The organism is Kribbella amoyensis (assembly GCF_007828865.1).
Taxonomy (GTDB): Bacteria; Actinomycetota; Actinomycetes; order Propionibacteriales; family Kribbellaceae; genus Kribbella; species Kribbella amoyensis.
In genome coordinates, this window is record NZ_VIVK01000001.1 from 1,975,009 (window position 1) to 1,999,584 (window position 24,576).

Consider the following 24,576-nt stretch of genomic DNA (forward strand, 5'->3'; position numbering starts at 1 on the left):
GCTCCTTCGACGTCTTGGTGACGGGCGAACACGTGAGGGAGATTCCGATGAGCTTGCAGGTTGTTGTTCCGGTGGGGGCGGATGTTGTTGCGGGGCTGCTGGGGAACGGGTTCTGCGGGGCGGTTCATCGGCCTGGGGACTCGCGGTACGACGAGTTGCGGAAGGCGATCGTGCCGACCTTCGAGTCGCGCCCGCTGGTCGTGGCCGAGGCGGCTGGGCGGACCGATGTGCAGGCTGCGGTGCGGACGGCCCGGGAGTACGGGTTGCCGCTCGCTGTGCAGGCGACCGGGCACGGGACGCGGGTTCCGGCGGACGGTGGGATTCTGCTGCGGACCTCGGCGATGACCTCTTTGCTGATCGATCCCGAGCGGCGGATCGCGAAGGTCGGTCCCGGGGTCCGGTGGGGTGCGGTGATCGACGCGGCCGGGAAGTTCGGGCTCGCGCCGCTGGCCGGGTCCTCGCGGGACGTCGGGGTGGTCGGGTACACGCTCGGTGGCGGACTCGGCTGGATCGCGCGGAAGTACGGGTTCGCCGCGGACAGCGTGGTCCGGGCCGAGGTGATCACCGCGGACGGACGCGTCGTCACCGCGAGCGCGGACGAGCACCCGGAGCTGTTCTGGGCGATCCGCGGCGGCAGCGGGAACTTCGGCATCGTCACGTCGCTCGAGTTCCGGCTGTACCCGGTCCGCCAGGTGCACGCCGGCATCGTGTACTTCGGGATCGACCGCGCCGCCGAGACGCTGCGGTACTACCGCGAGTGGACCACCACGATCCCGAACGAGCTGAGCACCGCGATCGTCCTGACCAAGCGCCCGGACGGGACCCGCGTCCTGGGCGTCAAGGTGATGTACGCCGGGGAAGCGGAGCTGGCCGAGCACCTGCTCAAGCCGCTGTTCGACGTGGCCGGACCGGTCGTCGCCGGTGAGCTGACCACGACGGAGTTCGGCGCGGCCGCGATGGGCGGGACCCCGGCCCGGTACCTCGACCTGGTCGACGCGCTGCCGGACGACCTGATCGACGCGCTCGCCGGGCTGACCGACGCGGACGACCCGACCGTGGAACTCCGGCACTGGGCCGGCGCGATGGCGAACCCGGGTCCGGACGCGGGGCCGGTCGGGCATCGCGACGCGCCGTACTCGCTGATCATCGACCAGGAGGTCCCCGGCCTCGCCCCGGTACTGCGGACCAGCGGGCGGACGTTCGTCAACTTCCTGGCCGACCCGGGCCGCACCGCCACGGCGTACGCCGAGCGTGACCTGGCCCGGCTCCGCACGGTGAAGCGGGCCTACGACCCGGAGAACTTCTTCCACCTGAACCACAACATCCGCCCCTGACGTGACGGAAGGGCCCGGTCTCGCCTGGTGGTGGAGACCGGGCCCTTCGGCAGGGCGGTGCTGGGCGGTGCCCCGAGCTTTGTCAGGCAGTGCCGTGTCAGAGGTCCTGTCAGGCGGTGCCGCGGTTGCCGTAGACCGTGACGTGCACGTGGTCGTAGTGGTTCGCGGTGGCGCCGCCGCGGTCCTCCATGCCACGCCAGCCCTCGCTGCTGCGCTGCACGGTCCAGATCCGCTGCTCCCAGATGACCTCGCTGACGCCGAGCTCCTTGTAGTGCGAGCGCACGTACGCCGCGATCTCGTCGCCGGTCGAGCCGCTGACCATGATGTCGAGCGCCTGGCCGGTGCCGTGCTCGCCGCCGTCGCCGCTGCGGACGCCGCCGTAGGAGGAGACCGACGGGAACAGCGCGCAGACGGCCCGGTGCACCCGGATCGCGTCCTCGGTCAGGCCGTCCTCGACGCCGGAGCCGGACTTGCAGGCCGCCGCGGACGGGCCGCTGTCGACCACGGGCTCCGCGACCGGCTTGGTCGCGGCCAGGTACTCGGCCTTGACCCAGCGGGCCACGCCGTCCCGGACGATCTCGGCCCAGATGCCCTGCACCTCGCCGGTGATCGAGACCTTGCTGCCCTTCGAGAGCACGGTGAGGAGCGTGCCCTTCTGCTCGGGCGCGGACCACACGTTGAGGTCGGTGGTCGTGTACTTGCTGCCGGTGATCTTCGGCGGCTGCGTCTTCGCGGTTTCCGCGGCGCGGGTCTTCGCCGTCGTCGGCTTCGGGATCGGAGCCTGCTTCTTCAGGTGCTTCGCGACCGGCGGCGCCTTCGGCTTCGCCGACGGGGTGACGCTGGGGAGGTTGACCGGCGGCCGGAGCGCGTCCCGGCTGGTTTTCGCTTCGCGCGCCAGCTGCAGGGACGAGCTGGCGAGCGGTGCGTCGGTCATCGTCTGGACCGGCTGGTCGGGCTGGAGGGCCACCGCCGAGCCGGTGGCCACCAACGCCACCGTCGCTCCGGGGATCGCGACCTTCACGAGGCCGGGGCCGACCTTTCGGCGCGGTTGACGGTGCCGCGCCTGCCTATGCCGTCCTTCTGCCACTGGAACTTCCCATCTGCCGAGACCAAACCGTTATCGACCGGTGGAGTCAAACACACATCGCGGCGACTCGGCCAACTCGCCGCGAGTTTTAACGCATTACGAACATGGCTGTGAGTGTTCGTACGCTCAGCGAATGTGATCTACCCAGCGGTACCGGGGCGGTCGATCTGTTTGACTGCGCGTCATGAGCGCGGGACTGCGGGTCGTCGCCGGGGAGGTGTCCCGGCTCGTGATCGACCGGGCCGAGAAGCGGAACGCGCTCACCCGCGCGATGTGGGCGGCGCTGCCGGGCCTGCTCACGCCGCTGGCCGCCGATCCCGCGGTCAAGGTCCTGCTGGTCACCGGCGCCGGACCGACGTTCTCGGCCGGGGCGGACATCGGCGAGCTGGTCTCCGGGGCGGATCCGCGGGACCCGATGGCGGAGCTGCGGGCGGCCAATCTGGACGCTCAACGGGTGCTGCGGGAGTTCCCGAAGCCGACTGTCGCCGTGGTCCGCGGGCACTGCATCGGCGGTGGGCTGGAGCTCGCGGTGAACTGCGACTTCAGGTTCGCGGCGCACGGCAGCACGTTCGGGGTGACACCGGCCCGGATCGGCGTGGTGTACCCGCCGGTCGCGATCAAGGTCCTGCTCGACCTGGTCGGGCCCGCGACCGCGAAGTACCTGCTGTTCAGCGGGGAGTTCCTGACCGCCCAGCAGGCCGAACTCCGCGGGCTGGTGGACCGCGTGGTCGCGGCCGACGACCTGGACGCCGAGGTGGACGCGTTCGCGGCGAAGCTGGTCGCGCGGTCCCAGCTGACGATCCGGTCGGTGAAGGAGTCGGTGACCGCGTTGCTGGCCGGCGTCGACGCGGACGAGGCGGCGGTCGCGCGGTACGCCGAGACGATCGCGAGCGGCGAACTGCGCGAGGGTGTGGCCGCGTTCCAGGAGAAGCGGGCGCCGGTCTTTCCCTGGCGCTGAAGGTCAAACGGTCGTTGGAGGTTCGGGCCGGAGGCGGCCGGGCACTGGTCTGCTGCCGCCGCCGCCCTGGTGGCGTTCTGAGAAGGAGGCTCCATGCTCATCCTCGGCCTGATCCTGCTGTTGCTGGGATTCCTGCTGAAGGTCTCGATCCTGTGGACGATCGGCATCGTCCTGCTGGTGATCGGCGCGGTTCTGTTCGTGCTCGGCTCCACCGGCCGTGCCGTCGGAGGCCGGAAGCACTGGTACTGATCGGCTGAGAGCCCAGAACCCCCGCGACCTCGGTTCGCGGGGGTTCTGTCCGTTCAGAGCACTAACATCCGGAAGATGAAGTACCTGGTACTCATCTACGGCACCACCGACGACACCTGGACGGGGTCCGCCGAGGACGTCGCCGCGATCCGGGCGTTGACGGCGCTCAAGCAGGAGCTGGCCGAGTCCGGCGAGCTGGTCAGCTCGGAGGGGCTCAGCCTCCCGGCCGACGGACGGGTGGTGCAGATCCGCGACGGCGTGCGGGTCGTCACCGACGGGCCGTTCGGCGAGGCGAAGGAGTTGCTGGCCGGCTACTTCATGGTCGACGTCGCGGACGACGAACGCGCCCAGCAGATCGCCGGACGCGTCGCCGCCCTGGTCAAGGACCGAGTCGAACTGCGGGGGACTCTGCTGTCGGCTCCGTGACCTCACCCTCCACGGTCTGCTTGCGGCCGATGAGCAGTGCGGTCCCCACGAGCCCGGCGGCGACGAACACCCAGCACCACAGGTACGCGACCTGGTACCCCTCGGTCAGCGCGGCCGGGGTCGTCCCGCTCGTGTGCGAGACGGCGATGGCGGACAGGATCGCGATCCCGATCGCACCGCCGATCTGGAAGCTCGCGTTCTGCAGCCCGGACGCCACACCCGCGTCGTCGCCCGTCACGTCCCGCAGCGCCGCGATCGCGCCGGCCACCGTGCCCGCACCGAGCCCCGCACCGAAGATCGCGAGTCCCCAGAACGCCACCTCGAAGTACGCCGAGTCGACGGCGGACCGGCTCATCACGGTCGCGCCGATCCCGCTCAGCAGCAGCGACACCGCGGCGACCGGGCGCATCCCGATCCGCGTGACCAGGTGCTGCCCGGCGATCGACCCGGCCACGGCCGTCGCCGCCAGGACCGACGACATCAGCCCGTACTCCACCGCGGAGTACCCGCGCGCCAGCTGCGCGTACTGGGTGTAGACGAAGTTCAGCCCGAACGCGCCGAGGCCGAAGGCGATCGTGATCAGGTTCCCGCCGACCAGCGCGCGGGAGCGGAACAGGCGCAGCGGGAGAAGCGGGGCCGCGGACCGTTGCTCGATGCGGACGAACACCGCGAACAGGGCGACCGAGACCAGCGCGAGAACCGTGGTCCTCCCCGCGGACGACTCGGGTGCCTCGATCACGGCGTACACGAGCACGATCAACGCGGCCGTCACGGTGATCGCACCGGCAACGTCGAAGCCGCGCCGGCCGGGTCCACGGCTGTCCTGGAGGAGGACGGGCGCCAGTACCAGGACCAGCAGGCAGACGGGCACGTTGATGAAGAAGATCCACTGCCAGCCGAGTCCGTCCGTGACGGGGCCGCCGATCAGCGAGCCCGCGGTCCCGCCGACGCCGCTGGTCGCGCCCCAGATCCCGAGCGCCTTGTTGCGTTCCGCGCCGTCCGGAAACGTCGTCATCACGATCGACAGCGCACTCGGTGCCAGGACCGCGGCCGCGATCCCCTGCAGCCCGCGGGCCAGCACGAGCGCGTCTCCGGTCCACGCGAACCCACAGAGCAGCGACGACGCCGCGAACAGGCCCAGTCCGGTCATGAAGACCCGACGTCGTCCGAGCAGGTCGGAGACCCGGCCGCCGAGCAGCAGCAGGCCGCCGAACATCAGCCCGTAGCCGCTCGGTACCCACTGCACGCCACCCGCCGAGAAGGTCAGGTCGCGCTCGATCGACGGCACCGCGACCAGCACGATCGACGCGTCCAGGATGATCATGAACCCGGTCAGGCAGAGCAGCGCCAGGGCGTACCAGCGCTTCGGGTCAGGTGCGTTCCGCATGACTCCTCCAGTACTGCGGGCGCCCGGGCCGGGCGCCGTTCCACCGGGGACGTCGGTACCGGGGGACGTTGGTTCGACAAATCTGTCGAGATTCGGGACCGCTGATCCGACGTCCCGGGTACGAGGGGGTCACAGCGGCCTCCTGGGACGTCAGGATGGTGACCGTGAAGTACATGCTGCTGATCTACTCGAACCCGGAGAGCTGGGCGAGCCTGTCGGCCGAGCAACGGGACGACCTGACCCGTTCGCACCAGGAGCTGACCCGCGAGCTGACCGAACAGGGCCAGCTGGTGAGCGCGGCCGGGCTGGCCGACCCGATCACCACGCGGACCGTGTCGGTCGGCGAGGACGACACCCGGACCACCACCGACGGGCCGTACGCGGAGGCGAAGGAGCACCTGGCCGGGTTCTACCTGGTCGAGTGCGACGACATCGACGAGGCGATCGAGTACGCGGCCCGGATGCCGGACGCGAAGTACCTGGCCGTCGAGGTGCGGCCGGTGATGGACGCTTCCGGGCTGGAGATGTGAGCGACTTCGAGCTCCTGCTCCGGGAGGAGACGCCGCAGGTCCTGAGTGCGCTGGTCCGGCACTACGGGCACTTCGACCTCGCCGAGGAGGCGGTCCAGGAGGCGCTGCTGGCCGCGTCTCAGCAGTGGCCGAGCGAGGGCGTACCGTCGAACCCGCGCGGCTGGCTGATCCGGGTCGGGTCCCGCCGGCTGACCGACCTGCTGCGCAGCGAGTCGGCCCGGCGCAAGCGCGAGGAGAACGTCGCCTCGCTGTCCGCGCCCGAGGAATTCGTTGCCTCCGGCCCGGAGATCGGCGACCACGGCGGCCGGGACGACACGCTCACGCTGCTGTTCCTGTGCTGTCACCCGTCGTTGTCGGCGGCGTCCCAGATCGCGTTGACGCTGCGGGCCGTCGGTGGTCTGACCACGGCGCAGATCGCGGCCGGATTCCTGGTGCCCGAGGCAACGATGGCGCAACGGATCAGCCGCGCCAAAAGAAGTATCAAGCAAGCCGGCTCCACCTTCGAGATGCCGCCGGAGTCCGAGCGGGACGCGCGGATGGGCGTCGTCCTGCACGTGCTGTACCTGATCTTCAACGAGGGCTACACCGCGTCCTCCGGGGTCGCCCTGCACAGCGCCGAGCTGACTACGGAGGCGATCCGCCTGACCCGCGGGGTACGCCGGCTGCTGCCCGACGACGGCGAGGTCGCCGGATTGCTCGCACTGATGCTCCTCACCGACGCGCGCCGCCCGGCCCGTACGGACGCGGACGGCGCTCTGGTTCCGCTGTCCGACCAGGACCGCTCGCTGTGGAACAAGGACGCCATCGTCGAGGGCGAGGCGCTGGTCACGGACGCGCTGTCGCGGAGCCAGCTCGGCCCGTACCAGGTCCAGGCCGCGATCGCCGCCGTCCACGGCACCGCGGAACGCGCGGAGGACACCGACTGGCGGCAGATCGTCGCGCTGTACCAGGTGCTCGAGCAGATCTCCGACAACCCGATGGTCCGGCTCAACCACGCGGTCGCGGTGGCGATGGCGAGCGGTCCGAAGGAAGGGCTCGCGCTGCTCGAACCGCTCGACACCGACGGCCGGATGAAGGATCACCACCGGCTGGAGGCGGTCCGCGCGCACCTGCTGGAGATGTCCGGCGAGAAGGAGGCGGCCCGGGCGAGCTACCTGCTGGCGGCCCGCCGGACCACGTCCGTCCCGGAGCAGAACTACCTCAAGTCCCGCGCCGACTCGCTCTGACCCGACCGGGTTCCGGTCGCCGACGCACCCCCGGTATGTCACGGTTGGAGCCGTGGACCTCACCAAGGCGTCGATGCTGCGCGAGATGATCACCGGCACCGAACTGGGCACCAGGACCACCGATTTCGCCCACTCCTTGCGCCGCTACACCACCCGCAGGGGTGGGTTGTTGCTGTTCGGCCCGGCCGAGGACGAGCCGTGGCACCTGACCGCGCACCTGGACGACGAGCTGCACCGGGCCGGGGTTGAGGACGTCCGCCCGTCCCTGGTCCGCTGGGCGCCGCCGCCGGACGCTCCGCCGCATCTCGCGATCGGCCTGGACCGGTTGCGCGACTCCGGCAAGGGCGAGTCGCTGCTGGTCGTCAGCGAGGCGAATCCGGCGGACACGCTGCTCGAGCGGATCGACGACGTCCGCCGCCGCGGCACCACGATCTTCAGCATCGACAACGGCAGCAAGGAGCTCGCGTCGCTGTCGCACGAGTCCCTGGTCCCCGAGCTGCTGATCCCGTCCGGCTTCGGCTCCGGCTGGGTGAGTCACCCGGTCCCGCAGGACGACGGCGTACCGGACGAGACGCTCACCCTGATCCGCGACGCGGTGGCCGGCTTCGAGATGACCCAGCACCTGGTCAGCCTGGCCGCCGCCGACCCGGAAGCGGGCCAGGCCGGCTGGCGCCGCTCCCTGCGCACCTTCATCGATCGCCTCGGCGGCGAACCGGGAGCTTAGGGCAAGTCACTCCTCCAGGTACAACGCCGCCAGCCGCGGGAACCGGGAGTGCATCTCGCCCTCGTCGTCGAAGTCGAACGTCTGCCCGCCCGGGACGTCGGGTGCCTCCGGCGTCGCCGCGTCCACGGCACCCCAGAAGTCCTTCGCCGACCCGGCCCCGGCGGCGTACGCCTCACTGCCGACCGCGAGCAGCGCCTCGCCGTCGAACCCCTCGAAGTCCTCGTCCAGGTCCTCGTCGATCACGTCGGCCAGCGAGTCCGGGTCGGCCAGCGCGGCGTCCCAGGTCTCCTGCCCCTGCGCGACCAGCCAGCCACGGAAGTAGTCGAACGAGTCGTCCGAGGCGCCACCGTTGATCAGATAGGCCGCACCCCACAGGTCCCACCGGTACGCCTCGGCCTGCAACAGGTCGAACTGCACCCCGAACCCGACGATCTCCTCCGCGCCCATCCCGCTCAGCGCCTTCACCAGCGCGTCCGCGACGCCATCAGGATCCGCGACGGTGTCGTCCACCATCGCCCGAGCCGCTTCCACGAGCCCCCAGAACCGATCCCTGTCCACCTTCAAAGCGTGTCACGAATAACCCCCGACGAGGATGCTTCGGCTCACCAGGGTTCGTCGAGTTGGGTGCGGAGTTCGGTGGGGAGGCTCAGGTGGGCGCCTGACAGGGCTGTGCGGAGCTGGGTTGGGGTGCTCATGCCGACGATGGGGATGATGTCGGGGTGCCGCCGGTGAGCCAGGCGATGACCACTTCGCTCTTGCTGACGCCTAGTTCGGCTGCGGCTTTGGCGAGGGCTTCCTGGCGGCGGGTGGTGCCTGGGTGGTCGAAACCTTCGTGGATGGGGCGGTCCTGGCGTTCGTAGCTGCCGGACATCAGGGGGCTGTACGCGAAGAGTTGCTGCTCGGGATTGCGGTCGGCGTAGTCGAGCATCTCGTCGGTGATCCAGCCGAACCGGTGGTCGTGGGTGTGGTCGCGGACGAACGGGCGCGGCTGGAGGTACGAGTAGCGCATCTGCAGCGCGGTCGGGCCCATCACGTTCTGCTGTTCCGCGAGGCCGCGCATCCGCTCGACCCGCCACAGCGCGTAGTTCGACAGGCCGAGCCGGCCGATCCTTCCCCCGGTCGCGTGCCGGCCGAAGGCCTCGACCGTCTCCTCCAACGGCGTGGTCAGGTCGTCGCGGTGCGCCCAGTACAGGTCGATGTGGTCGATGCCCATCCTGCGCAGCGACGTCTCCACGGCCGCGTCGATCGCTTGCCGGCCGAGGCCCTCGGTGTGCTCGGGAAAGCTGCCGGGCCAGAGCGGTTCGCAGCCGACCTTCGTGGCCAGCTTGACCCGGTCGCGGACGCCGGGGCGCGCCGCGAACCAACGGCCGAGCAGCTCCTCGCTCTGTCCACCGCGGCCGCTCTCGTCCTGCCAGAACGCGTAGCAGTTGGCCGTGTCGATCCACTCGCCACCACCGTCGACGTACTCGTCGAGAAGGGCGAACGAGGTCTTCTCGTCGATCCGGGTGCCGAATTCCATCGCGCCGAGCGCGAGCTTCAGTTTCGTCATACCCGCCACGATCTGATCTGGAGTGGACTCCAGGTCAAGTCAGGACCTAGTGTCCTGAGTCGGAAGTTCGCCGGCGCTCTCGGCGCCCAGGCACGCACCTGAACACCGAAATCTCACGCCGAACTTCCGACTCAGGACACTAGCGGGCGGTCTTTCCTCGGGTCGACGTGCGGACGACGAGCTCGGGGGTGAAGGTGACTCGCTGGTGTTCGTGATCGGGGTTCGACGACTCGTCCAGCAGCAGTTCGGCCGCGGTCTTGCCGAGGAGCTGGCGTGGCTGGCGGACCGACGTCAGCGGTACCGCGGCGGCCGCGGCGAACTCGATGTCGTCGTACCCGACGATCGCGAGATCCTCCGGTACCCGCAGCCCCAGGCTCACGCACTGTTGCAGCAATCCCAACGCCAGCAGGTCGTTCGCGCAGAAGGCGGCCGTCGGACGCCGGTCCGCGGGCAGCCCGGCAAGTCGTTGCCCAGCGCCCCTACCCTCGGCCACGGTGAGTGCCTTGGTGGTCAGTTCGACCAGGTTCGCGGCGGGCAGACCGGCCCGTTCGAGCGCCTGCCGGGCCCCCTGGCGTCGATCGGTCACCTGGCCGATCGTGGTAGGCCCACCGACGAACGCGATCCGCTCGTGCCCCAGCTCGATCAGGTGGGCCAGCGCGACCTCGCCACCGAGGACGTCGTCGACCGCGACCGAACAGTGCTGCGCGTCGTCGAGCGAACGGTCCACCAGTACCACCGGGGTGCCACGCATCGGCAAGGTACGCAGCCGGGTCGAGTCGGAGTCGATCGGCGTGATCAGGACGCCCTGGACGCGTTGCTGCTCGAGCAGGTCGAGGTAGTCGGCCTCACGGGCGGCGTCCTCGTTGCTCGTGCACAGGAAGACCGACAACCCGGCATCGGTCGCCGCCTCCTCGACCCCGCGGGCCACGTCGGTGAAGAACGGGTTGCCCGCGTCGAGCATGAGGTACGCGAGGATCCGGCTGCTCCCGGCCCGGAGCTGGCGGGCCGACTCGTTCCGGACGAAGCCGAGGGACTGCATCGCCGCCTCGACCTTGGCCCGGGTGGCCGGGCTGACCATCTCGGGCCGGTTCAGCACGTTCGAGACGGTGCCGAGCGAGACCCCGGCCGCGGCGGCGACGTCCTTGACCCCGGCGGCCGCCCGGACCTGACGCGACTTGCCCGGCTTGCCGGACTTCTGCACCGGGACCCGGCGGCCGGCGACGCGGGCTCCCGGCCGGGCCGTGGTGCGCGCGCCCGGGGACGGTACCGGCTCCTTGGGATCGGGCAGGCGGCCGGCGCGCCCTGCGCTGGATGGTGCCACGCGGCCTCCCCGGTTTGAAACGTGATAGCGGTCGAAGCGTACCCGCCGAACCTGTGGTTGTCCGCCAGGTCCACCTGCGGATTTCCGCAGCAGGTGCCTGCGGATGTCCGCAGACTTGCCGGCCAGGCCTTGACGCGCCGGGCCGCCCGCCCGTACTTTCGTGCAATCTTCTTGAAACCTTTCAGCAATCGGCCCGGAACCCACGGAGGTGGCCATGACCCGTCCCCGACCCTGTGTGCGGCCGGGCTCGGCGCGGTCCCTCGCCGGTGACTGCGTCGTTTCAATTCCGCCGCTGGGGATCTCGTGAACCGCTACTGCTTCTGCCTCCAGGTCCGCCCGGACCGCCTGGAGGAGTACGTCGAACGGCACCGGACCGTCTGGCCCGACATGCAGGCCGCGCTGCGGGACGCCGGCTGGCACAACTACTCGCTCTTCCTCCGCGACGACGGCCTGCTGATCGGCTATGTCGAGGCCGAGGACCTGGACGCCGCCCAGAAGGCGATGGCGGCGACCGAGGTGAACGCCCGCTGGCAGGCCGAGATGACCGAGTTCTTCGCCGGGGACGACGGCCGGCCGCCGGACGAGTCGTTCCTGCTGCTCCGCGAGATCTTCCACCTGACCCCACCCGCAGAGGACTGAGCCATGACGACCGAAGCCGTGAAGACCGCGCTGCGCCGCCAGGAGATCGAGCTGCCGTCCTGGGCGTTCGGGAACTCGGGCACCCGGTTCAAGGTGTTCAGCCAGCCGGGCGTGCCGCGGTCCCCGGAGGAGAAGATCGCCGACGCGGCCGTCGTGCACCGGTACACCGGGGTCGCCCCGAGCGTCGCGCTGCACATCCCGTGGGACAAGGTGTCCGACTACGCGGCGCTCTCGGCGTACGCGAAGGGTCAGGGCGTCCGGCTCGGCGCGATCAACTCCAACGTGTTCCAGGACGACGACTACAAGCTCGGCAGCGTGACGCACCCCGATCCCCGGGTCCGCCGCAAGGCCACCGACCACCTGCTCGAGTGCGTCGACATCATGGACGCCACCGGGTCGCGGGACCTGAAGCTGTGGTTCTCCGACGGCACCAACTACCCGGGCCAGGACGACATCCAGGACCGGCAGGACCGGCTCGCGACCGCGCTGCGGGAGGTGTACGACCGGCTCGGCGACGACCAGCGGATGCTGCTGGAGTACAAGCTGTTCGAGCCGGCCTTCTACACCACCGACGTCCCGGACTGGGGCACGTCGTACGCGCACTGCCTGGAGCTCGGCCCGAAGGCCACGGTGTGCATCGACACCGGCCACCACGCGCCGGGGACGAACATCGAGTTCATCGTCGCGTTCCTGCTCCGGGCGAAGAAGCTCGGCGCCTTCGACTTCAACAGCCGGTTCTACGCCGACGACGACCTGATGGTGGGCGCTGCCGACCCGTTCCAGCTGTTCCGGATCATGAACGAGATCGTCCGCGGCGACGCGCTCGACCCGGACCGCGGGATCGCGTTCATGCTCGACCAGTGCCACAACATCGAGGAGAAGATACCCGCGATCATCCGCTCGGTGCTGAACGTCCAGGAGGCGACCGCGAAGGCGCTGCTGGTCGACCGTGACGCGCTGCGGAAGGCGCAGAGCGAGGGCGACGTCCTCGGGGCCAACGCCGCCCTGATGGACGCCTACAACACCGACGTCCGCCCGCTGCTCGCCGAGTTGCGCGCGGAGCAGGGCCTGGACCCGGACCCGGTCGCGGCGTACAAGCGCAGCGGCTACTTCGAGCAGATCAGCAAGGACCGAGCCGACGGCCAGCAGGCCGGATGGGGAGCATGAGAGTGAGCGACACCGCAGCGGAGCTTGTTGCCCGGAGCAACAGACTCGGTGCCGACCCGCGCAACACCAACTACGCCGGCGGCAACACGTCCGCCAAGGGCACCGCGACCGACCCGGTCACCCAGCAGCCGGTCGACCTGGTCTGGGTCAAGGGCTCCGGCGGCGACCTCGGTACGCTCACCCCGGCCGGACTGGCGGTGCTCCGCCTCGACCGGCTGAACTCCCTCGTCGACGTCTACCCCGGCGTCGACCGCGAGGACGAGATGGTGGCCGCGTTCGACTACTGCCTGCACGGCAAGGGCGGAGCGGCACCCTCGATCGACACCGCGATGCACGGCCTCGTCGACGCGCCCCACGTCGACCACCTGCACCCGGACTCCGGGATCGCGCTGGCGACCGCCGCCGACGGTGAGAAGCTCACCGCCGAGTGCTTCGGCGACCGGGTGGTCTGGGTGCCGTGGCGGCGGCCCGGGTTCCAGCTCGGCCTCGACATCGCCCGCACCAAGCAGGAGAACCCGCAGGCCATCGGCGTCATCCTCGGCGGCCACGGCATCACCGCCTGGGGCGACACCTCGGCCGAGTGCGAGGCGAACTCGCTCGAGATCATCCACACCGCCGAGAAGTTCCTCGCCGAGCGCGGGTCCGCCGAGCCGTTCGGCGCCGTCGTCGCCGGGTACGAAGCCCTGCCGGTGGCGGAGCGGCGGAAGCGCGCGGCCGCGTTGGCCCCGGTGATCCGCGGGCTCGCGTCGACCGACAACCCGCAGGTCGGCCACTTCAACGACGACCAGGTGGTGCTGGAGTTCACGGCCCGCGAGCGGCTGCAGGAGCTGGCCGCGCTCGGTACGTCCTGCCCGGACCACTTCCTCCGGACCAAGGTGCGCCCGCTCGTCCTGGACCTGCCGGCCACCGCTCCGCTCGAGGACGCGATCACCCGGCTGCGTGAGTTGCACGAGAGCTACCGCGAGGACTACGCCGCGTACTACGAGCGGCACGCGTCGCCGGACAGCCCGCCGATGCGGGGTGCGGATCCGGCGATCGTGCTGGTGCCCGGTGTCGGCATGTTCAGCTTCGGCAAGGACAAGCAGACCGCGCGCGTCGCCGGTGAGTTCTACGTGAACGCGATCAACGTGATGCGCGGGGCCGAGGCGGTCTCGACGTACGCGCCGATCGACGAGCGGGAGAAGTTCCGGATCGAGTACTGGGCGCTGGAGGAGGCCAAGCTCCAGCGGATGCCGAAGCCGAAGCCGCTGGCCACCCGGATCGCCTTCGTCACCGGTGGCGGATCCGGCATCGGCAAGGCGATCGCGCTCCGGCTCGCCGCCGAGGGTGCGTGCGTCGTGGTCGCCGACCTCGACGCCGCGGCGGCCGAGGCGGTCGCCAAGGAGATCGGTGGTCCGGACAAGGCCGTGGCGGTCAGCGCCGACGTGTCGAGCGGGGACGCCGTGGCCGAGGCGTTCGAGCAGGCGGTGCTCGCGTTCGGCGGCGTCGACCTCGTGGTGAACAACGCCGGCCTCTCGATCTCCAAGCCGCTGCTGGAGACCACCGAGAAGGACTGGGACCTGCAGCACGACGTGATGGCCAAGGGCTCGTTCCTGGTCTCCCGGGCCGCGGCGAAGGTGCTGATCGACCAGGGCATCGGCGGCGACATCGTCTACATCTCCAGCAAGAACGCGGTCTTCGCCGGACCGAACAACGTGGCCTACGGCGCGGCCAAGGCCGACCAGGCACACCAGGTCCGGCTGCTCGCCGCCGAGCTCGGTGACCACGGCATCCGGGTCAACGGCGTCAACCCCGACGGCGTGGTCCGCGGCTCCGGCATCTTCGCCGGCGGCTGGGGTGCCAAGCGCGCCGCGGTGTACGGCGTCCCCGAGTCCGAGCTGGGCGCGTACTACGCGCAGCGGACGTTGCTCAAGCGCGAGGTCCTGCCGGAGCACGTCGCCGCCGCCGTCTTCGCCCTCACCGGCGGGGACCTGACCCACACGACCGGCCTGCACGTCCCCGTCGACGCCGGGGTCGCGGCCGCGTTCCTGCGGTAGCCGATCCCACCCCGCCATGACACCGGAGAGGAGTTGCCGTAGATGAGTCTTCGACTGGCCGCCGTCGACCTCGGCGCCTCCAGCGGTCGGGTGATGCTCGGCCGGGTCGGTGCCGACGTGCTCGAGCTGACCGAGGTGCACCGGTTCTGGAACGGGCCGGTGCGGGTCCACGACACCCTGCACTGGGACGTGCTCGGCCTGTACCGCGAGACCCTGGCCGGGCTGCGGTCGATCGGTGCGGTCGACGGCATCGGCATCGACTCGTGGGCGGTCGACTACGGCCTGCTCGACGGCGAAGGCCGCCTGCTCGGGAATCCGGTGCACTACCGGGACGCCCGCACCGACGGAGTGATGGAGCGCGTACTCCGCACGGTGCCGGCCGAGGACCTGTACTCCGTGACCGGGCTCCAGCAACTGCCCTTCAACACCCTGTACCAGGTGGTCGCGGAGCCGTTGCTCGCCCAGGCGAAGTCGTTGCTGATGATCCCGGACCTGCTCGGCTACTGGCTCACCGGTCGCCCTGGTGCCGAGGCGACCAACGCCTCCACCACCCAGCTGTACGACGTCCGCGCGCGCCGTTGGAGCGAGGACCTGGCCCGGCGCGTCGGCCTACCACCCGAGGTGTTCCCGGCGATCCGCGAGCCGGGGGACGTGATCGGGCCGATCCTGCCCGCCGTCGCCGAGGAGACCGGGCTGGATCCGGCGACTCCGGTGATCGCGGTCGGGTCACACGACACGGCGTCCTCGGTGGTGGCGGTGCCGGCGACCGAGACCGACAACTTCGCCTACATCTCCTCGGGGACGTGGTCGCTGGTCGGCCTGGAGCTGCCCGCGCCGGTGCTGACCGCCGAGGCGCGGCAGGCGAACTTCACCAACGAGGGTGGGGTCGACGGCCGGACCAGGTTCCTGAAGAACGTGATGGGCCTGTGGATCCTGCAGGAATGCCTGCGGGTGTGGGCGACCGACGAGCTGACCCAGGTCCTCAAGGAGGCGGCCGCCGCGCCCGCGTTCGGGGCCCTCGTGGACCCGGACGACAGCATGTTCCTTGCCCCGGGCAACATGCCGGCCCGGATCGACGAGTTCTGCGACCGGACGGACCAGACGAAGCCGGCCTCCCGAGGTGCGGTCGCCCGGTGCGTCCTGGAGAGCTTGGCGCTGGCGTACCGGCGGACGGTGCGGCAGGCGCAGGAGGTGACCGGCCGCGCGGTCGACGTCGTGCACGTGATCGGCGGCGGCTCGCAGAACGAACTGCTCTGCCAACTCACCGCCGACGCGTGCGGCCTGCCCGTTCTCGCGGGTCCGGTCGAGGCGTCGGCCCTTGGCAACGTCCTGGTCCAGGCTCGCGCGCTGGGGGCGCCGCTGCCGGACCTGACCGCACTGCGCGCACTAGTCCGCGCGACCCATCCCCTACGGCGCTACGCACCGCAGGGCAAATTGGCCGACTGGGACGCCGCCGAGTCCCGGGTGTTCGGAACCAGGTGATCAGCATGACCGCACTGCACAACGAGACCCTCAGCCCGCCGCCCCGGCTGGTCCTGCACCGCGAGATCAGTCACGAGGACCTCCAACTCCTCCGCCTCCTCGCCACCGGCCTCCCGATGGACGCGGTAGCCCGACGCCTCGACCTTTCCGAACGAACGGTCCGCCGCCGCGTCCGCGCCACCTGCGACCGCCTCGGCGTCGGCACAGCCATCGAGGCGATCGTCTGGGCCGCCCACCGCGGCCTCGTCTGAGCCCGCCTCGTCCGACCTCCCCGTCTTCGGCCGGCGCGTGTCCGCACCACCGCGCGCCGGCCGCTGGTTGGCTGGTTGGCGGGCGGGTACCGGGGGCGCCGAACATCGAGCCGAGGAGGAGCGATGGACGGCATGACAGTGGTGTGGATCGTCCTGGCCGTGGTGGTCGTGGCGATCCTGCTGGCGCTGATCGCCGCGACGGCGAAGAAGTCGAAGCAGCGGCGCCTCGACCATGACCGGCAGGAAGCCCACGAACACGAACAGCAGGCCCGCGTGGCCGCGGCCCAGGCCGACAAGCAGCAAGCCGCGGCCGACGAGGTCGAAGCCAGGTCCCGCAAGGCCCAGGCAGTAGCGGACGAGAAGGCTGCCGAAGCTCGCCGTCTCGCCGCCGGCGCCACCGAGCGGCAGCAAGCCGCCGACCAAGCCCGAGCCGAGTCCGACGAACACCGCACCCACGCCGAGACCGTCGACCCGGACCAGCCCACCGGCGGCAACCCCCACGCGAACACCTGGGGCACCGACGGCGCGCAGGAATCCGAAATCAGGCGCTCCCCGACGGCCGCCGAAGCGGGCGGACCGGATCCTATGGGCCCAGGGCAACAAACCACGCAGCCGCAGGAGCGGGTGCTCGACGAACGCGGGCCCCGGCACTCGTCGAAGCGCAGGTAGTCGACAGTGACCAGGAACTGGGGACCTTGAACAGGCTATTCCTTGTTCACGGTCCCCAGGTGGGGTTCAGACCAGGTAGCGGAACTCGACCGAATCGGGCTGGATCCGTTCGATGTCCAGGGGCGCTGCGGTCATCCGGTCGAGGAGGCCGGTGAGGTCTCCCGGGCGGCCGATCTCGATACCGACCAGGGCGACGCCGGTCTCACGGTTGTTCCGCTTCACGTACTCGAACCGGGTGATGTCGTCGTCCGGCCCCAGCGCCTCGTCGAGGAACTGCCGCAACGCGCCCGGCTCCTGGGGGAACGTCACCAGGAAGTAGTGCTTGAGCCCTTCGTGCACCAACGAGCGTTCGAGGATTTCCCCGTACCGGCTGACGTCGTTGTTGCCGCCGGACAACAAGCAGACCACCGTCTCACCGGGTTTCACGGCGACCCCGTTGCCCAGCGCAGCAGGCGACAGCGCCCCCGCGGGCTCCGCGATCAGGCCGTCGGTCTGGTAGAGCGCGAGCATCTCCGAACAGACCAGGCCCTCCGGTACCGAGGTCAGCTCGACCCCGGCCGCGGCGACCAGCGGCAAGGTCACCTCGCCGACCCGGCGGACCGCGGCGCCGTCGACGAAGCTGTCCAGGTGGTCGAGGGTCACCGGCTCCCCGGCTGCCAGGGCCGCCGCCATACTTGCCGCGCCGGCCGGTTCCACCCCGATGATGCGGACCCCGGGATGCCGCTCGGCCAGCCACGTCGCGACACCCGCGACCAGGCCGCCACCACCGACCGGTACGACCAGGACGTCGGGGGGTGCGCCGAGCTGGTCGACGAGCTCGACGGCCACGGTCCCTTGTCCTGCGACGGTTCGGGGATCGTCGAAGGCGGGCACGATCGTCGCGCCGGTCGTCGCCGACTCGGCCGAAGCGGCGGCCGCGGCGTCGTCGTACGTGTCCCCGGTGACGATCACCTCGACCTGGCTGCCGCCGAGTGCCGCGATGCGGTCCCGCTTCTGCCGGGGCGTCGTACGGGGGACGAAGACGCGGCCTTTGACGTCGAGGGCGTGGCACGAGTACGCGAGACCTTGGCCGTGGTTCCCGGCGGAGGCGCAGACCACGCCGGCCTGCTTCGCGGTGTCGTCGAGCTGGGCGATCAGGTTGTAGGCGCCGCGGAGCTTGTAGGAGCGGCCGATCTGGAGATCCTCGCGCTTCAGCCAGACCTCGGCACCGGTCCGTTCCGAGAGCCGGAGGTTGCGTTGCAGGGGAGTACGCACCGCGACCCCGTCGAGGCGTTTGACCGCGTGCTCGACGGCGTCGGCGTCGACGATCGGCGCGACCGCGGAATCTCTGTCCTGCATGGCATTCCTTCCCGTGCAAATGCACGATTCTCCCGAAAAGCCCGCTCCACAGGACGAAACGCGTCCAGAGTCCGGACGAGCGGACACCGTTCCGCAACAGGTCGTCGATCCATGCGTGAAACGGCCTTCGGTGGGGCAGTCTAGTTCTCATACGCTCACTCGGTGTAACGGCCAGGGCCCTGGACGGGATGAGCCGAGTAAACCGGTCACGGGGGACTGGAGGGGCAAGGTATGGAACTGATTCCGTTCAGTCTGTGGGGAGACGCCCTGTGGTGTGGTCAGGAAGTCGTGCGCGAGAGCCAGCACGAGCAGGCCATCCGTAGCCTGTTTCCGGACCCGATCCCGGCGCGCGGCGCAGACCTGGACACCGTGGCGGATCTCGTCCCGGAACCGCACAACCGCTTCGACCCGCGCTCCATCGCCGTGCGGGTGCAGGACAAAGTGGTCGGCTACCTGCCGAGGGACGACGCGCACCGGTACCACCCGGTGCTGGCGGATCTGGTGGCGCAAGGCCTGCAACCGCAGGTGCCGTGCCATCTGTGGGTCAGTGAGTGGGAGCCGGCGGCCTGGGCCGATGCCGAGGACCAGGGCATCGCGTTCCACGCCAGCGTGGCGGTCGCGCTGGGACAGCCGCACATGCTGGTCCCGGTGAACCTGCCACCACCGGGCAGCCATCACCTGTTGCCGCCGGGCAGCGGCATCGTGGTCCCGGGCGGCAACGTCCGGCCGGAGGTGCTGGCGCCGTTCTTCCGGCCCGAGGGCGAGTGCTGGGCGTACGGCACCCTGCACGCGGTCGAGGAGGACGACGGCTACCAGGACCGGCACCGGATCGTGGTGGAGATCCGGCTCGACGACGAACCGGTGGGCCGGCTCAGTCCACGGCTCAGCGCGGAGTTCCTGCCGGCCATCCACTACCTCTCGGACATGCGGGCGGAGACAGCGGCCAGGGTCGCGGTCCGCGGTGATCGCATCGCCGCCGAGGTGGTGCTCTACGCCGCCCGCAGCCACGATCTGCCGGCCACTTGGCCGGACGGCCTGACCAGGTCGCCGGTGGTCTCACCCGCCTGGCACTACTGGGCGGGCAAGGAAGCCAACTGACCCAGGCGGACGCGCAGCACTCACCAAGCGATCAGGTGGTGGCGGGTGCTGCGGGTCTACCAGGGGCTGAGGGTCTCGCCGACCTCCGCGCACACCGTCGGGCCGCCGAAAACCTCGGCGGCCCGAGCGGTCGCCACCGAAGGCACCAGCGACGGTCCGACGTGCGTCACCACCAACCGCCCGACGCCGGTACGCCGCGCCAACGCGCCTGCCTGCTCCGGCGTGTGGTGCACCTCGGTCGGCGTATCCGAGTCCACCTCGCAGAGCAGGAGATCCACCCCGTCCGCCAGCTCGTCCAATGCCGAGCAGGGAGCGCAGTCACCGGAGTACGCGAGCGTGTGACCGTCGGCGCTCGCCCGGAGCCCGTACGCCTCGATCCCGTGATCCACCAAGCGGCTGGTCACCGTGAGACCACCGAGTTCGAGAACGTGCCCGTCGTGCAGCGGACGGAGCTCGAGTACGTCACCGACGAAGCCCGCATCGGGTTGCTCGAAGAACCCCGCGATCCGAGCACCGAGCGCGGCCGGCGCGTACACGGGTACGGGTCGGCTCAGCGCCGGCAGCTGACCATAAGCGAGGGCGTAGTACGCGTTGAGCAGATCGCCCACGTGGTCGAGGTGCAGGTGGGAGATCCAGATCGCATCCAGCTCGGCCATCGTCGTGTGCCGGAGCAACTCGGCGAGCGAACCCGGGCCCGCGTCGACCCAGACCGATGCGCCGCCGCCCCTCAGCAGGTACCCCGAGCAGGGCCGGTCCGGTTGGGGATAAGGCGCGGCCGTGCCGAGGATCGTGAGCGCGGTCAGAGTTTCTCGCCGATGAGTTGGTAGATGTCGTCCATGGCGCCCGGGAGGTCGTCGTGGCCGAAGTCGGGATAGGTGCGGATCTCCTTGCGGCACCGGAGTTTGTTGTAGACCGCGTACTGGGTGGACGGTGGGCAGACCTGGTCCTCGAGACCGACGAAGAGGGTGACCTCGGCCTGGATCCGCGGGGCCAGGTGCTGGAGGTCGATGTACCCGAGGGTCGTGAACACCTCGTCCCGGCGCAGATGCCGGGGATCCCGCTTCCTGAACCAGGTGGTGATCTCGTTGTACGGCTCGCGATCCAGGTTCAGGTCCCAGGCGCGCCGGTAGTCGGTGAGGAACGGGTACACACTCGCGGCGTACCTGATCTCCGGGGTGAGCGCGGCGCAGACCAGGCTCAGGCCGCCGCCCTGGCTCCAGCCGGTGGTCGCGACCCGGGCCGCGTCCACCTCGGGCAGGGCGCGGACGAGGTCGGCGAGCCGCCGGGTGTCGAGGAACACGTGCCGGTAGAGCAACGCGTCCGGGCCACCGTCGAGGCCGTGGACCAGGTGGTGGTGCAGGTCGAACGAGTTCGGCTGCTGGGTCCCGCTGCGGTACCCGACCTGCTCGCGCACGTCCAACGCGGCCACGGTGTACCCGCGAGCGGCGTACGGGAGCAGGTCGATCCACTTCGGCTGCTCCCCGCCGTACCCGTGGAACATCAGCACCGCCGGACCGGTCGGCTCGTGCGGCCGGATCATCTTCGCGTGCACCCGGTAGCCGCCGGTGCCGGTGAAGTACAGGTGCTCGGCCCGCGCGAACGGCAGCGGGAACTCGGTCGCCTCGGCGAACTCGGCGTCGGCCGGGATCGCGGCCAATTCGGCCAGCGCCTTGTCCCAGTACTGGTCGAAGTCCGCCGGTCGCGGGTTCGTGCCCGGGTAGACGGCCAGGTCCTCGGCGGACAGGTCGAACGACAGCACGCGGCGACTCCTCAGGAACGAACCGGAACGAAGGGCACGGTCATTCTGCGGGATCGCCGTCCTCGCCGGCAGTGCCGTCCCAGATGGTGTAGCCGTGGGCCTTGTTCAGCCGGTCCCGCAGTTCGGTCTCGAGCTGACCCGCCTTCGCCGGAGCCAGCCAGCCCAGCGGGACGAGGATCGAGCCGTCCTCCTGCTTGGTCCGCAGCACGACGGCCTCACCGTGGGTCGTCTCCGCCCGGCCGACCTCGGTGATGTCGGTCCACTCGGTCCGGAGCCCGCGGACCTCGATCCGGTCGTCGGACAGCCGGAGCAGAACCGGGGGACGGGCGAGGATCCACAACCCGGCCAGGGCGACCAGCCCACCGAGGACCAGGAACACCGCCACCACCGCAGCGGGCACCCCGAAGGCCCACAGGATCGCGGCCACCCCGAGCAGGATCAACCCGGCGGCCAGGATCCCGAGGAACCGCCCTGCCCGCATCCGGTACGTCGTACGCATCGACCCAGGATCTCAGAAGGCCGGCACCTCACTCGTCATCGCGTTCCCGAGCTCGGTCTTGGCCAGGCTGATCCGCCAGTTCGAGCGCTGGTCGAACAACCGCTGAAACCGTTCGTACGAGCAGCTTTCGTTGAAGGAGGCCGCGCCGGGAGTCCCAGTCCGACCCGGACTTCACGTACACCGAGTACGTGCCGCGGATCCCGGACAGCGTGGCCTTGGAGTCGCCGCGGACGTAGATCGACGCGAGCGGCCGTTTCGGGTCACCGGCGACGGCGGCGATCACGACGTCGGAGTCGTCGTCGTTGGTGATCTGCAGGACCCCGGAACCGCGTGGCCCGGAGCGTTGCAGCACCTTGCCGTTCACGCCCCGGCGGTCGCGGCGCGGCGGATCCGCCGGCCCGGCCGGCATCATCGTCTTGCCGAAGCTGATCTTCACCTTGGCCAGGTCCTCGGTGAGCGCCTTCAGCGAGCTGCCGCCGACCGAGTAGTAGACGTCGCGCTTGGCCTCGTACAGCAGTGAGGCCACCGGCTTCGGCAGTCCGCAGCCGTTCTTTTTCTCCAGCATCGCGGTGCTGAACAGGGTCCGCAGATTGCGGTAGCTCCCGAGGACGGCCAGCAGGCTGTGGTGCTCCGACGACAGGCCCCGTGGCGCGGTGACCGGCTCGGCCGCCTTGTACTCACGTTCCAGCGCGATAGCCAGCCGGACCCGCGCGGTATCGGTCGCCGGCAGCGTCTTCGTCGCCATCGCCTGGACCAGCAGCGGCCGGATCCGCTGCTCGATCCCGGCCAGCAGCGCCTGGTACTGCGGGACCGTCAGCGGTGGCCGGACAGTCGGCGTCGTCGGGGCCGGACTCGGCGGAGGTGCGGCCGCCGGTTCCTCGCCCGACGAGCTGCACCCGGCGAGCAGGACAAGGGCAAGGGCACTCGTGGCGATACTTCTGATCCGCATCCCGTCCGTCCCCAGGTCGTCCGTCAGCTTCATTGTCGAAGCTCCACGGGTGCTGGTCGGCGGTGGTGGCCGTTTCCTGCCGTCAGGGGTTCGCCGGGTGGTACGCGCAGGCGTCGCTCAGGTCCTCGGTACCACCGGGCTTGGTGGGCTTCGGCTTGCCCGTCGGCTTGGTGGTGGGCTTGCGGGACGGCGTGGTCGACGGCTCGCCGGCGGTCGTGGTCGGCGACGCGGCCGGCTTCGGCGCGATCGCCTTCTGGACGATCTCGCGCATCGCCTCGTAGTCCGGGTTCTTGCCGGAGGGGAAGTTCTTGTCCTTGTCCAGGTCGATGTTGGACACCTTCGCGGTCTTCACCTTGAGCCCGAGCTCGATGAACGCCGGCAGGATCTCCTGCGGGATGTCGGTCTGCAGCAGCTTCTTGCTGGCCGCGGCGATTTCCTTGTACTTGGTCACCAGGGTGGCCGGGTTCGCGCTGCTCACCATCGCGTGGATCGTGCAGCGCTGCCGCTCCTGCCGGGACGGGTCGCTCAGGCCGTACCGGCCGCGGGCGAACCAGAGCGCGTCGTGCCCGTTCAGCTTCTGGTCCGGGCCGGGCTGCAGGTAGTCCTTCGGCAGCACGTCGTCGGCCGAGCCCGGGCCCTTGTAGTCGCCGCCGATCGGCACCTTGTAGTTGATGTTGACCTTGATCCCGCCGAGCGCGTCGACGATCGACTCGAACCCCTTGAGGTTCACCTGCATGTAGTAGTCGATGTCCAGGCCGAGCGCCTCGCCGGCCGAGACCTTGAGCACGTCGGCGCCCTCGTTGTCCGACGCGCCGAGCGCCTGCGGATGCGCGGCCGGCAGGTTCCGGTACATCGCGTCCAGGTAGAACTCCGGCTGCTCGACATTGCCGAGACTCGGGTCCCAGAAGCCCTCGGGGTAGAACTTGTGCAGCGGTGAGTCCTCCGGGAACGGCATCCGCATCCAGTTCCGGCTCAGGGAGACGAGCTTGGTGTCACCGGTCTTGGTGTCGATCGAGGCGACCATCACGGTGTCGGTCCGGGTGCCGTCGCGGCCGGCGCCGTCGTCCGCGCCGAGCAGCAGGATGTTCAGCCGCGGCGTGTTCGCCCACGGGTCCTTCTTGTCCTCGACCTTGGGCCGGGTGGCCGACTTGGAGCTGCCCTCGGAGGCGAACACGCTGCCGACCAGGTCGCGCTGCGCCATCACGGTCTGGGCGGCGACGGTGGTCGGGACGGCGATCGCGAAGCAGAGCAGTCCGACGAACGCCGAGCCGGCGAACCGGCCGACCGCGGTCAGGCTGACCGGGCGGAGCAACTTGTGCGACTGCACGACGACCCAGATCCAGAGCAGGCCGACCACCACGACACCGGCGGTCGCGATCAGCAGCTGGCGCGGGTCGACCGCGAGCTCGAGCACCGCCTCCCGCTTGGTCAGGCCGATGTACGCGCCGAGACCGAGCAGGCCGACGCTGAGCGTGACCACGAAGGCGCCGAGCTTGGTCCGGCCGCCCATCAGGAACCCGGAGCCGGGGATCAGTGCGCTGACCAGGGTGAGACCGATGGCCTTCGACATGGAGCGAGCCCGGTGCGCCCGGTGCTTCGACCGGCTGCCCCTGGGCGCAGACCTCCGGCCGGCTGCGCGAGTGCTCCGCGACATGGGCTCCGTTCCCTGGATCGACGACGTGGCGGCGACAAGGGCCGCACTTTGGCGGCCCTGATTGCGTCCTCGAGCCCGTTAAGGCTCAGTACTCCACTTCTTCAGACGCCGGCACGGCCTCCTCGGTTGACCTGACGCTTCGATCCCCGTCGATTCGGGCCAGGGTACACAGCGAAAGGACGACACTCCCAAGCCGTCCCAGGCCCCGCTTTGCCGCCGGGGCGTCTGTCCGGATAGTCTTGGC

Annotated in this window: 25 protein-coding genes; 14 read left to right on the forward strand and 11 right to left on the reverse strand. The window is 70.3% G+C overall.

Annotation, left to right across the window (positions count from 1 at the left end; all coding sequences use genetic code 11):
* The first annotated feature begins 47 nt into the window (after positions 1-47).
* Positions 48-1,334 (forward strand): FAD-binding oxidoreductase, encoded by a 1,287-nt coding sequence (locus tag FB561_RS09480; RefSeq protein ID WP_145805111.1) that lies wholly within the window; start codon positions 48-50, stop codon positions 1,332-1,334.
* 109 nt (positions 1,335-1,443) lie between these two features.
* Here FB561_RS09480 and FB561_RS09485 read toward each other — a convergent pair whose 3' ends face one another.
* The gene (locus FB561_RS09485) at positions 1,444-2,355 is read right to left on the reverse strand and encodes an SH3 domain-containing protein (RefSeq protein ID WP_145805113.1); all 912 of its coding nucleotides are present in this window, start codon (positions 2,353-2,355) and stop codon (positions 1,444-1,446) included.
* Between the two features lie 250 nt (positions 2,356-2,605).
* Between FB561_RS09485 and FB561_RS09490 the strand changes: the two genes are divergently transcribed.
* From FB561_RS09490 to FB561_RS09495, 3 genes are all read left to right on the forward strand, one after another.
* Positions 2,606-3,379 (forward strand): enoyl-CoA hydratase/isomerase family protein, encoded by a 774-nt coding sequence (locus tag FB561_RS09490; protein WP_145805116.1) that lies wholly within the window; start codon positions 2,606-2,608, stop codon positions 3,377-3,379.
* 93 nt (positions 3,380-3,472) lie between these two features.
* Positions 3,473-3,628, forward strand: coding sequence for a DUF6131 family protein (locus FB561_RS37800; RefSeq protein WP_170284613.1), 156 nt, complete (start codon positions 3,473-3,475; stop codon positions 3,626-3,628).
* A 75-nt stretch (positions 3,629-3,703) separates the two neighbouring features.
* Positions 3,704-4,054 carry a YciI family protein gene (locus FB561_RS09495; protein ID WP_145805118.1) on the forward strand — a complete coding sequence of 117 codons (351 nt, stop codon included), beginning with the start codon at positions 3,704-3,706 and terminating at the stop codon, positions 4,052-4,054.
* Here the strand turns inward: FB561_RS09495 and FB561_RS09500 are convergent.
* Positions 4,008-5,441, reverse strand: a complete 1,434-nt coding sequence (locus tag FB561_RS09500; protein WP_145805120.1) for an MFS transporter — start codon at positions 5,439-5,441, stop codon at positions 4,008-4,010. The two genes, FB561_RS09495 and FB561_RS09500, sit on opposite strands and share 47 nt — an antisense overlap.
* Before the next feature lie 155 nt (positions 5,442-5,596).
* Between FB561_RS09500 and FB561_RS09505 the strand changes: the two genes are divergently transcribed.
* The 3 genes from FB561_RS09505 to FB561_RS09515 are packed head-to-tail and all read left to right on the forward strand — an operon-like array spanning position 5,597 to position 7,921.
* Complete coding sequence (locus FB561_RS09505) at positions 5,597-5,971, forward strand: YciI family protein (RefSeq protein ID WP_238334739.1); 375 nt, start codon at positions 5,597-5,599, stop codon at positions 5,969-5,971.
* The gene (locus FB561_RS09510) at positions 5,968-7,197 is read left to right on the forward strand and encodes an RNA polymerase sigma factor (protein WP_145805124.1); all 1,230 of its coding nucleotides are present in this window, start codon (positions 5,968-5,970) and stop codon (positions 7,195-7,197) included. The genes FB561_RS09505 and FB561_RS09510 overlap by 4 nt, the downstream gene beginning before the upstream one ends.
* A 52-nt stretch (positions 7,198-7,249) precedes the next feature.
* On the forward strand, positions 7,250-7,921 hold the full coding sequence (locus FB561_RS09515) for a hypothetical protein (RefSeq protein WP_145805126.1): 672 nt from the start codon (positions 7,250-7,252) through the stop codon (positions 7,919-7,921).
* Between the two features lie 6 nt (positions 7,922-7,927).
* On the opposite strand, the gene FB561_RS09520 is transcribed toward FB561_RS09515, so the two are convergent.
* From FB561_RS09520 to FB561_RS09530, 3 genes are all read right to left on the reverse strand, one after another.
* The gene (locus FB561_RS09520) at positions 7,928-8,479 is read right to left on the reverse strand and encodes a DUF4240 domain-containing protein (protein ID WP_145805128.1); all 552 of its coding nucleotides are present in this window, start codon (positions 8,477-8,479) and stop codon (positions 7,928-7,930) included.
* A 133-nt stretch (positions 8,480-8,612) separates the two neighbouring features.
* On the reverse strand, positions 8,613-9,470 hold the full coding sequence (locus tag FB561_RS09525; RefSeq protein ID WP_238334740.1) for an aldo/keto reductase: 858 nt from the start codon (positions 9,468-9,470) through the stop codon (positions 8,613-8,615).
* Positions 9,471-9,609: 139 nt separating this feature from the next.
* Positions 9,610-10,791, reverse strand: coding sequence for a LacI family DNA-binding transcriptional regulator (locus FB561_RS09530; protein WP_238334741.1), 1,182 nt, complete (start codon positions 10,789-10,791; stop codon positions 9,610-9,612).
* 303 nt (positions 10,792-11,094) lie between these two features.
* Here FB561_RS09530 and FB561_RS09535 point away from each other — a divergent pair, with 303 nt between their 5' ends.
* From FB561_RS09535 to FB561_RS09560, 6 genes are all read left to right on the forward strand, one after another.
* Positions 11,095-11,430 (forward strand): L-rhamnose mutarotase, encoded by a 336-nt coding sequence (locus FB561_RS09535; RefSeq protein ID WP_145805130.1) that lies wholly within the window; start codon positions 11,095-11,097, stop codon positions 11,428-11,430.
* A gap of 3 nt (positions 11,431-11,433) precedes the next feature.
* Positions 11,434-12,597 (forward strand): L-rhamnose isomerase, encoded by a 1,164-nt coding sequence (rhaI, locus tag FB561_RS09540; RefSeq protein ID WP_145805132.1) that lies wholly within the window; start codon positions 11,434-11,436, stop codon positions 12,595-12,597.
* The gene (locus tag FB561_RS09545) at positions 12,594-14,633 is read left to right on the forward strand and encodes a bifunctional aldolase/short-chain dehydrogenase (RefSeq protein WP_145805135.1); all 2,040 of its coding nucleotides are present in this window, start codon (positions 12,594-12,596) and stop codon (positions 14,631-14,633) included. Before rhaI ends, FB561_RS09545 begins: the two co-directional genes overlap by 4 nt.
* A 42-nt stretch (positions 14,634-14,675) precedes the next feature.
* Positions 14,676-16,115 (forward strand): rhamnulokinase, encoded by a 1,440-nt coding sequence (locus FB561_RS09550; protein WP_145805137.1) that lies wholly within the window; start codon positions 14,676-14,678, stop codon positions 16,113-16,115.
* Between the two features lie 5 nt (positions 16,116-16,120).
* Positions 16,121-16,366, forward strand: a complete 246-nt coding sequence (locus FB561_RS09555; protein WP_145805139.1) for a LuxR C-terminal-related transcriptional regulator — start codon at positions 16,121-16,123, stop codon at positions 16,364-16,366.
* Positions 16,367-16,489: 123 nt separating this feature from the next.
* Positions 16,490-17,035, forward strand: a complete 546-nt coding sequence (locus tag FB561_RS09560) for a hypothetical protein (protein ID WP_145805141.1) — start codon at positions 16,490-16,492, stop codon at positions 17,033-17,035.
* Between the two features lie 66 nt (positions 17,036-17,101).
* Here FB561_RS09560 and ilvA read toward each other — a convergent pair whose 3' ends face one another.
* Positions 17,102-18,373 carry a threonine ammonia-lyase IlvA gene (ilvA, locus tag FB561_RS09565; RefSeq protein ID WP_145805143.1) on the reverse strand — a complete coding sequence of 424 codons (1,272 nt, stop codon included), beginning with the start codon at positions 18,371-18,373 and terminating at the stop codon, positions 17,102-17,104.
* A 231-nt stretch (positions 18,374-18,604) separates the two neighbouring features.
* On the opposite strand from ilvA, the gene FB561_RS09570 reads away from it, so the two are divergent.
* Complete coding sequence (locus FB561_RS09570; protein WP_145805145.1) at positions 18,605-19,471, forward strand: HIRAN domain-containing protein; 867 nt, start codon at positions 18,605-18,607, stop codon at positions 19,469-19,471.
* Positions 19,472-19,527: 56 nt separating this feature from the next.
* On the opposite strand, the gene FB561_RS09575 is transcribed toward FB561_RS09570, so the two are convergent.
* Genes FB561_RS09575 through FB561_RS09595 form a run of 5 tightly spaced genes read right to left on the reverse strand, consistent with a single transcriptional unit; the run spans position 19,528 to position 24,248 of the window.
* Positions 19,528-20,274 (reverse strand): MBL fold metallo-hydrolase, encoded by a 747-nt coding sequence (locus FB561_RS09575; protein ID WP_145812907.1) that lies wholly within the window; start codon positions 20,272-20,274, stop codon positions 19,528-19,530.
* Positions 20,271-21,230, reverse strand: a complete 960-nt coding sequence (locus FB561_RS09580) for an acetylxylan esterase (RefSeq protein ID WP_145805147.1) — start codon at positions 21,228-21,230, stop codon at positions 20,271-20,273. Before FB561_RS09580 ends, FB561_RS09575 begins: the two co-directional genes overlap by 4 nt.
* Before the next feature lie 40 nt (positions 21,231-21,270).
* Positions 21,271-21,729, reverse strand: a complete 459-nt coding sequence (locus tag FB561_RS09585) for a hypothetical protein (RefSeq protein WP_145805149.1) — start codon at positions 21,727-21,729, stop codon at positions 21,271-21,273.
* A 28-nt stretch (positions 21,730-21,757) separates the two neighbouring features.
* Positions 21,758-22,711 carry a hypothetical protein gene (locus tag FB561_RS09590; RefSeq protein ID WP_145805152.1) on the reverse strand — a complete coding sequence of 318 codons (954 nt, stop codon included), beginning with the start codon at positions 22,709-22,711 and terminating at the stop codon, positions 21,758-21,760.
* 49 nt (positions 22,712-22,760) lie between these two features.
* The gene (locus FB561_RS09595) at positions 22,761-24,248 is read right to left on the reverse strand and encodes an LCP family protein (protein ID WP_238334742.1); all 1,488 of its coding nucleotides are present in this window, start codon (positions 24,246-24,248) and stop codon (positions 22,761-22,763) included.
* Positions 24,249-24,576: the final 328 nt, after the last annotated feature.

What these genes read in the sequence shown, in the direction of transcription:
- FB561_RS09480 (WP_145805111.1), top strand. Translation starts at nt 48, where the DNA reads ATGAGCTTGCAGGTTGTTGTTCCGGTGGGGGCGGATGTTGTTGCGGGG.
- FB561_RS09525 (WP_238334740.1), bottom strand. Translation starts at nt 9,470, where the DNA reads ATGACGAAACTGAAGCTCGCGCTCGGCGCGATGGAATTCGGCACCCGG.
- FB561_RS09570 (WP_145805145.1), top strand. Translation starts at nt 18,605, where the DNA reads ATGGAACTGATTCCGTTCAGTCTGTGGGGAGACGCCCTGTGGTGTGGT.
- FB561_RS09500 (WP_145805120.1), bottom strand. Translation starts at nt 5,441, where the DNA reads ATGCGGAACGCACCTGACCCGAAGCGCTGGTACGCCCTGGCGCTGCTC.
- FB561_RS09505 (WP_238334739.1), top strand. Translation starts at nt 5,597, where the DNA reads ATGGTGACCGTGAAGTACATGCTGCTGATCTACTCGAACCCGGAGAGC.
- FB561_RS09585 (WP_145805149.1), bottom strand. Translation starts at nt 21,729, where the DNA reads ATGCGTACGACGTACCGGATGCGGGCAGGGCGGTTCCTCGGGATCCTG.
- FB561_RS09490 (WP_145805116.1), top strand. Translation starts at nt 2,606, where the DNA reads ATGAGCGCGGGACTGCGGGTCGTCGCCGGGGAGGTGTCCCGGCTCGTG.
- FB561_RS09555 (WP_145805139.1), top strand. Translation starts at nt 16,121, where the DNA reads ATGACCGCACTGCACAACGAGACCCTCAGCCCGCCGCCCCGGCTGGTC.
- FB561_RS37800 (WP_170284613.1), top strand. Translation starts at nt 3,473, where the DNA reads ATGCTCATCCTCGGCCTGATCCTGCTGTTGCTGGGATTCCTGCTGAAG.
- FB561_RS09590 (WP_145805152.1), bottom strand. Translation starts at nt 22,711, where the DNA reads ATGAAGCTGACGGACGACCTGGGGACGGACGGGATGCGGATCAGAAGT.
- rhaI (WP_145805132.1), top strand. Translation starts at nt 11,434, where the DNA reads ATGACGACCGAAGCCGTGAAGACCGCGCTGCGCCGCCAGGAGATCGAG.
- FB561_RS09495 (WP_145805118.1), top strand. Translation starts at nt 3,704, where the DNA reads ATGAAGTACCTGGTACTCATCTACGGCACCACCGACGACACCTGGACG.
- FB561_RS09595 (WP_238334742.1), bottom strand. Translation starts at nt 24,248, where the DNA reads ATGTCGAAGGCCATCGGTCTCACCCTGGTCAGCGCACTGATCCCCGGC.
- ilvA (WP_145805143.1), bottom strand. Translation starts at nt 18,373, where the DNA reads ATGCAGGACAGAGATTCCGCGGTCGCGCCGATCGTCGACGCCGACGCC.
- FB561_RS09550 (WP_145805137.1), top strand. Translation starts at nt 14,676, where the DNA reads ATGAGTCTTCGACTGGCCGCCGTCGACCTCGGCGCCTCCAGCGGTCGG.
- FB561_RS09545 (WP_145805135.1), top strand. Translation starts at nt 12,594, where the DNA reads ATGAGAGTGAGCGACACCGCAGCGGAGCTTGTTGCCCGGAGCAACAGA.
- FB561_RS09560 (WP_145805141.1), top strand. Translation starts at nt 16,490, where the DNA reads ATGGACGGCATGACAGTGGTGTGGATCGTCCTGGCCGTGGTGGTCGTG.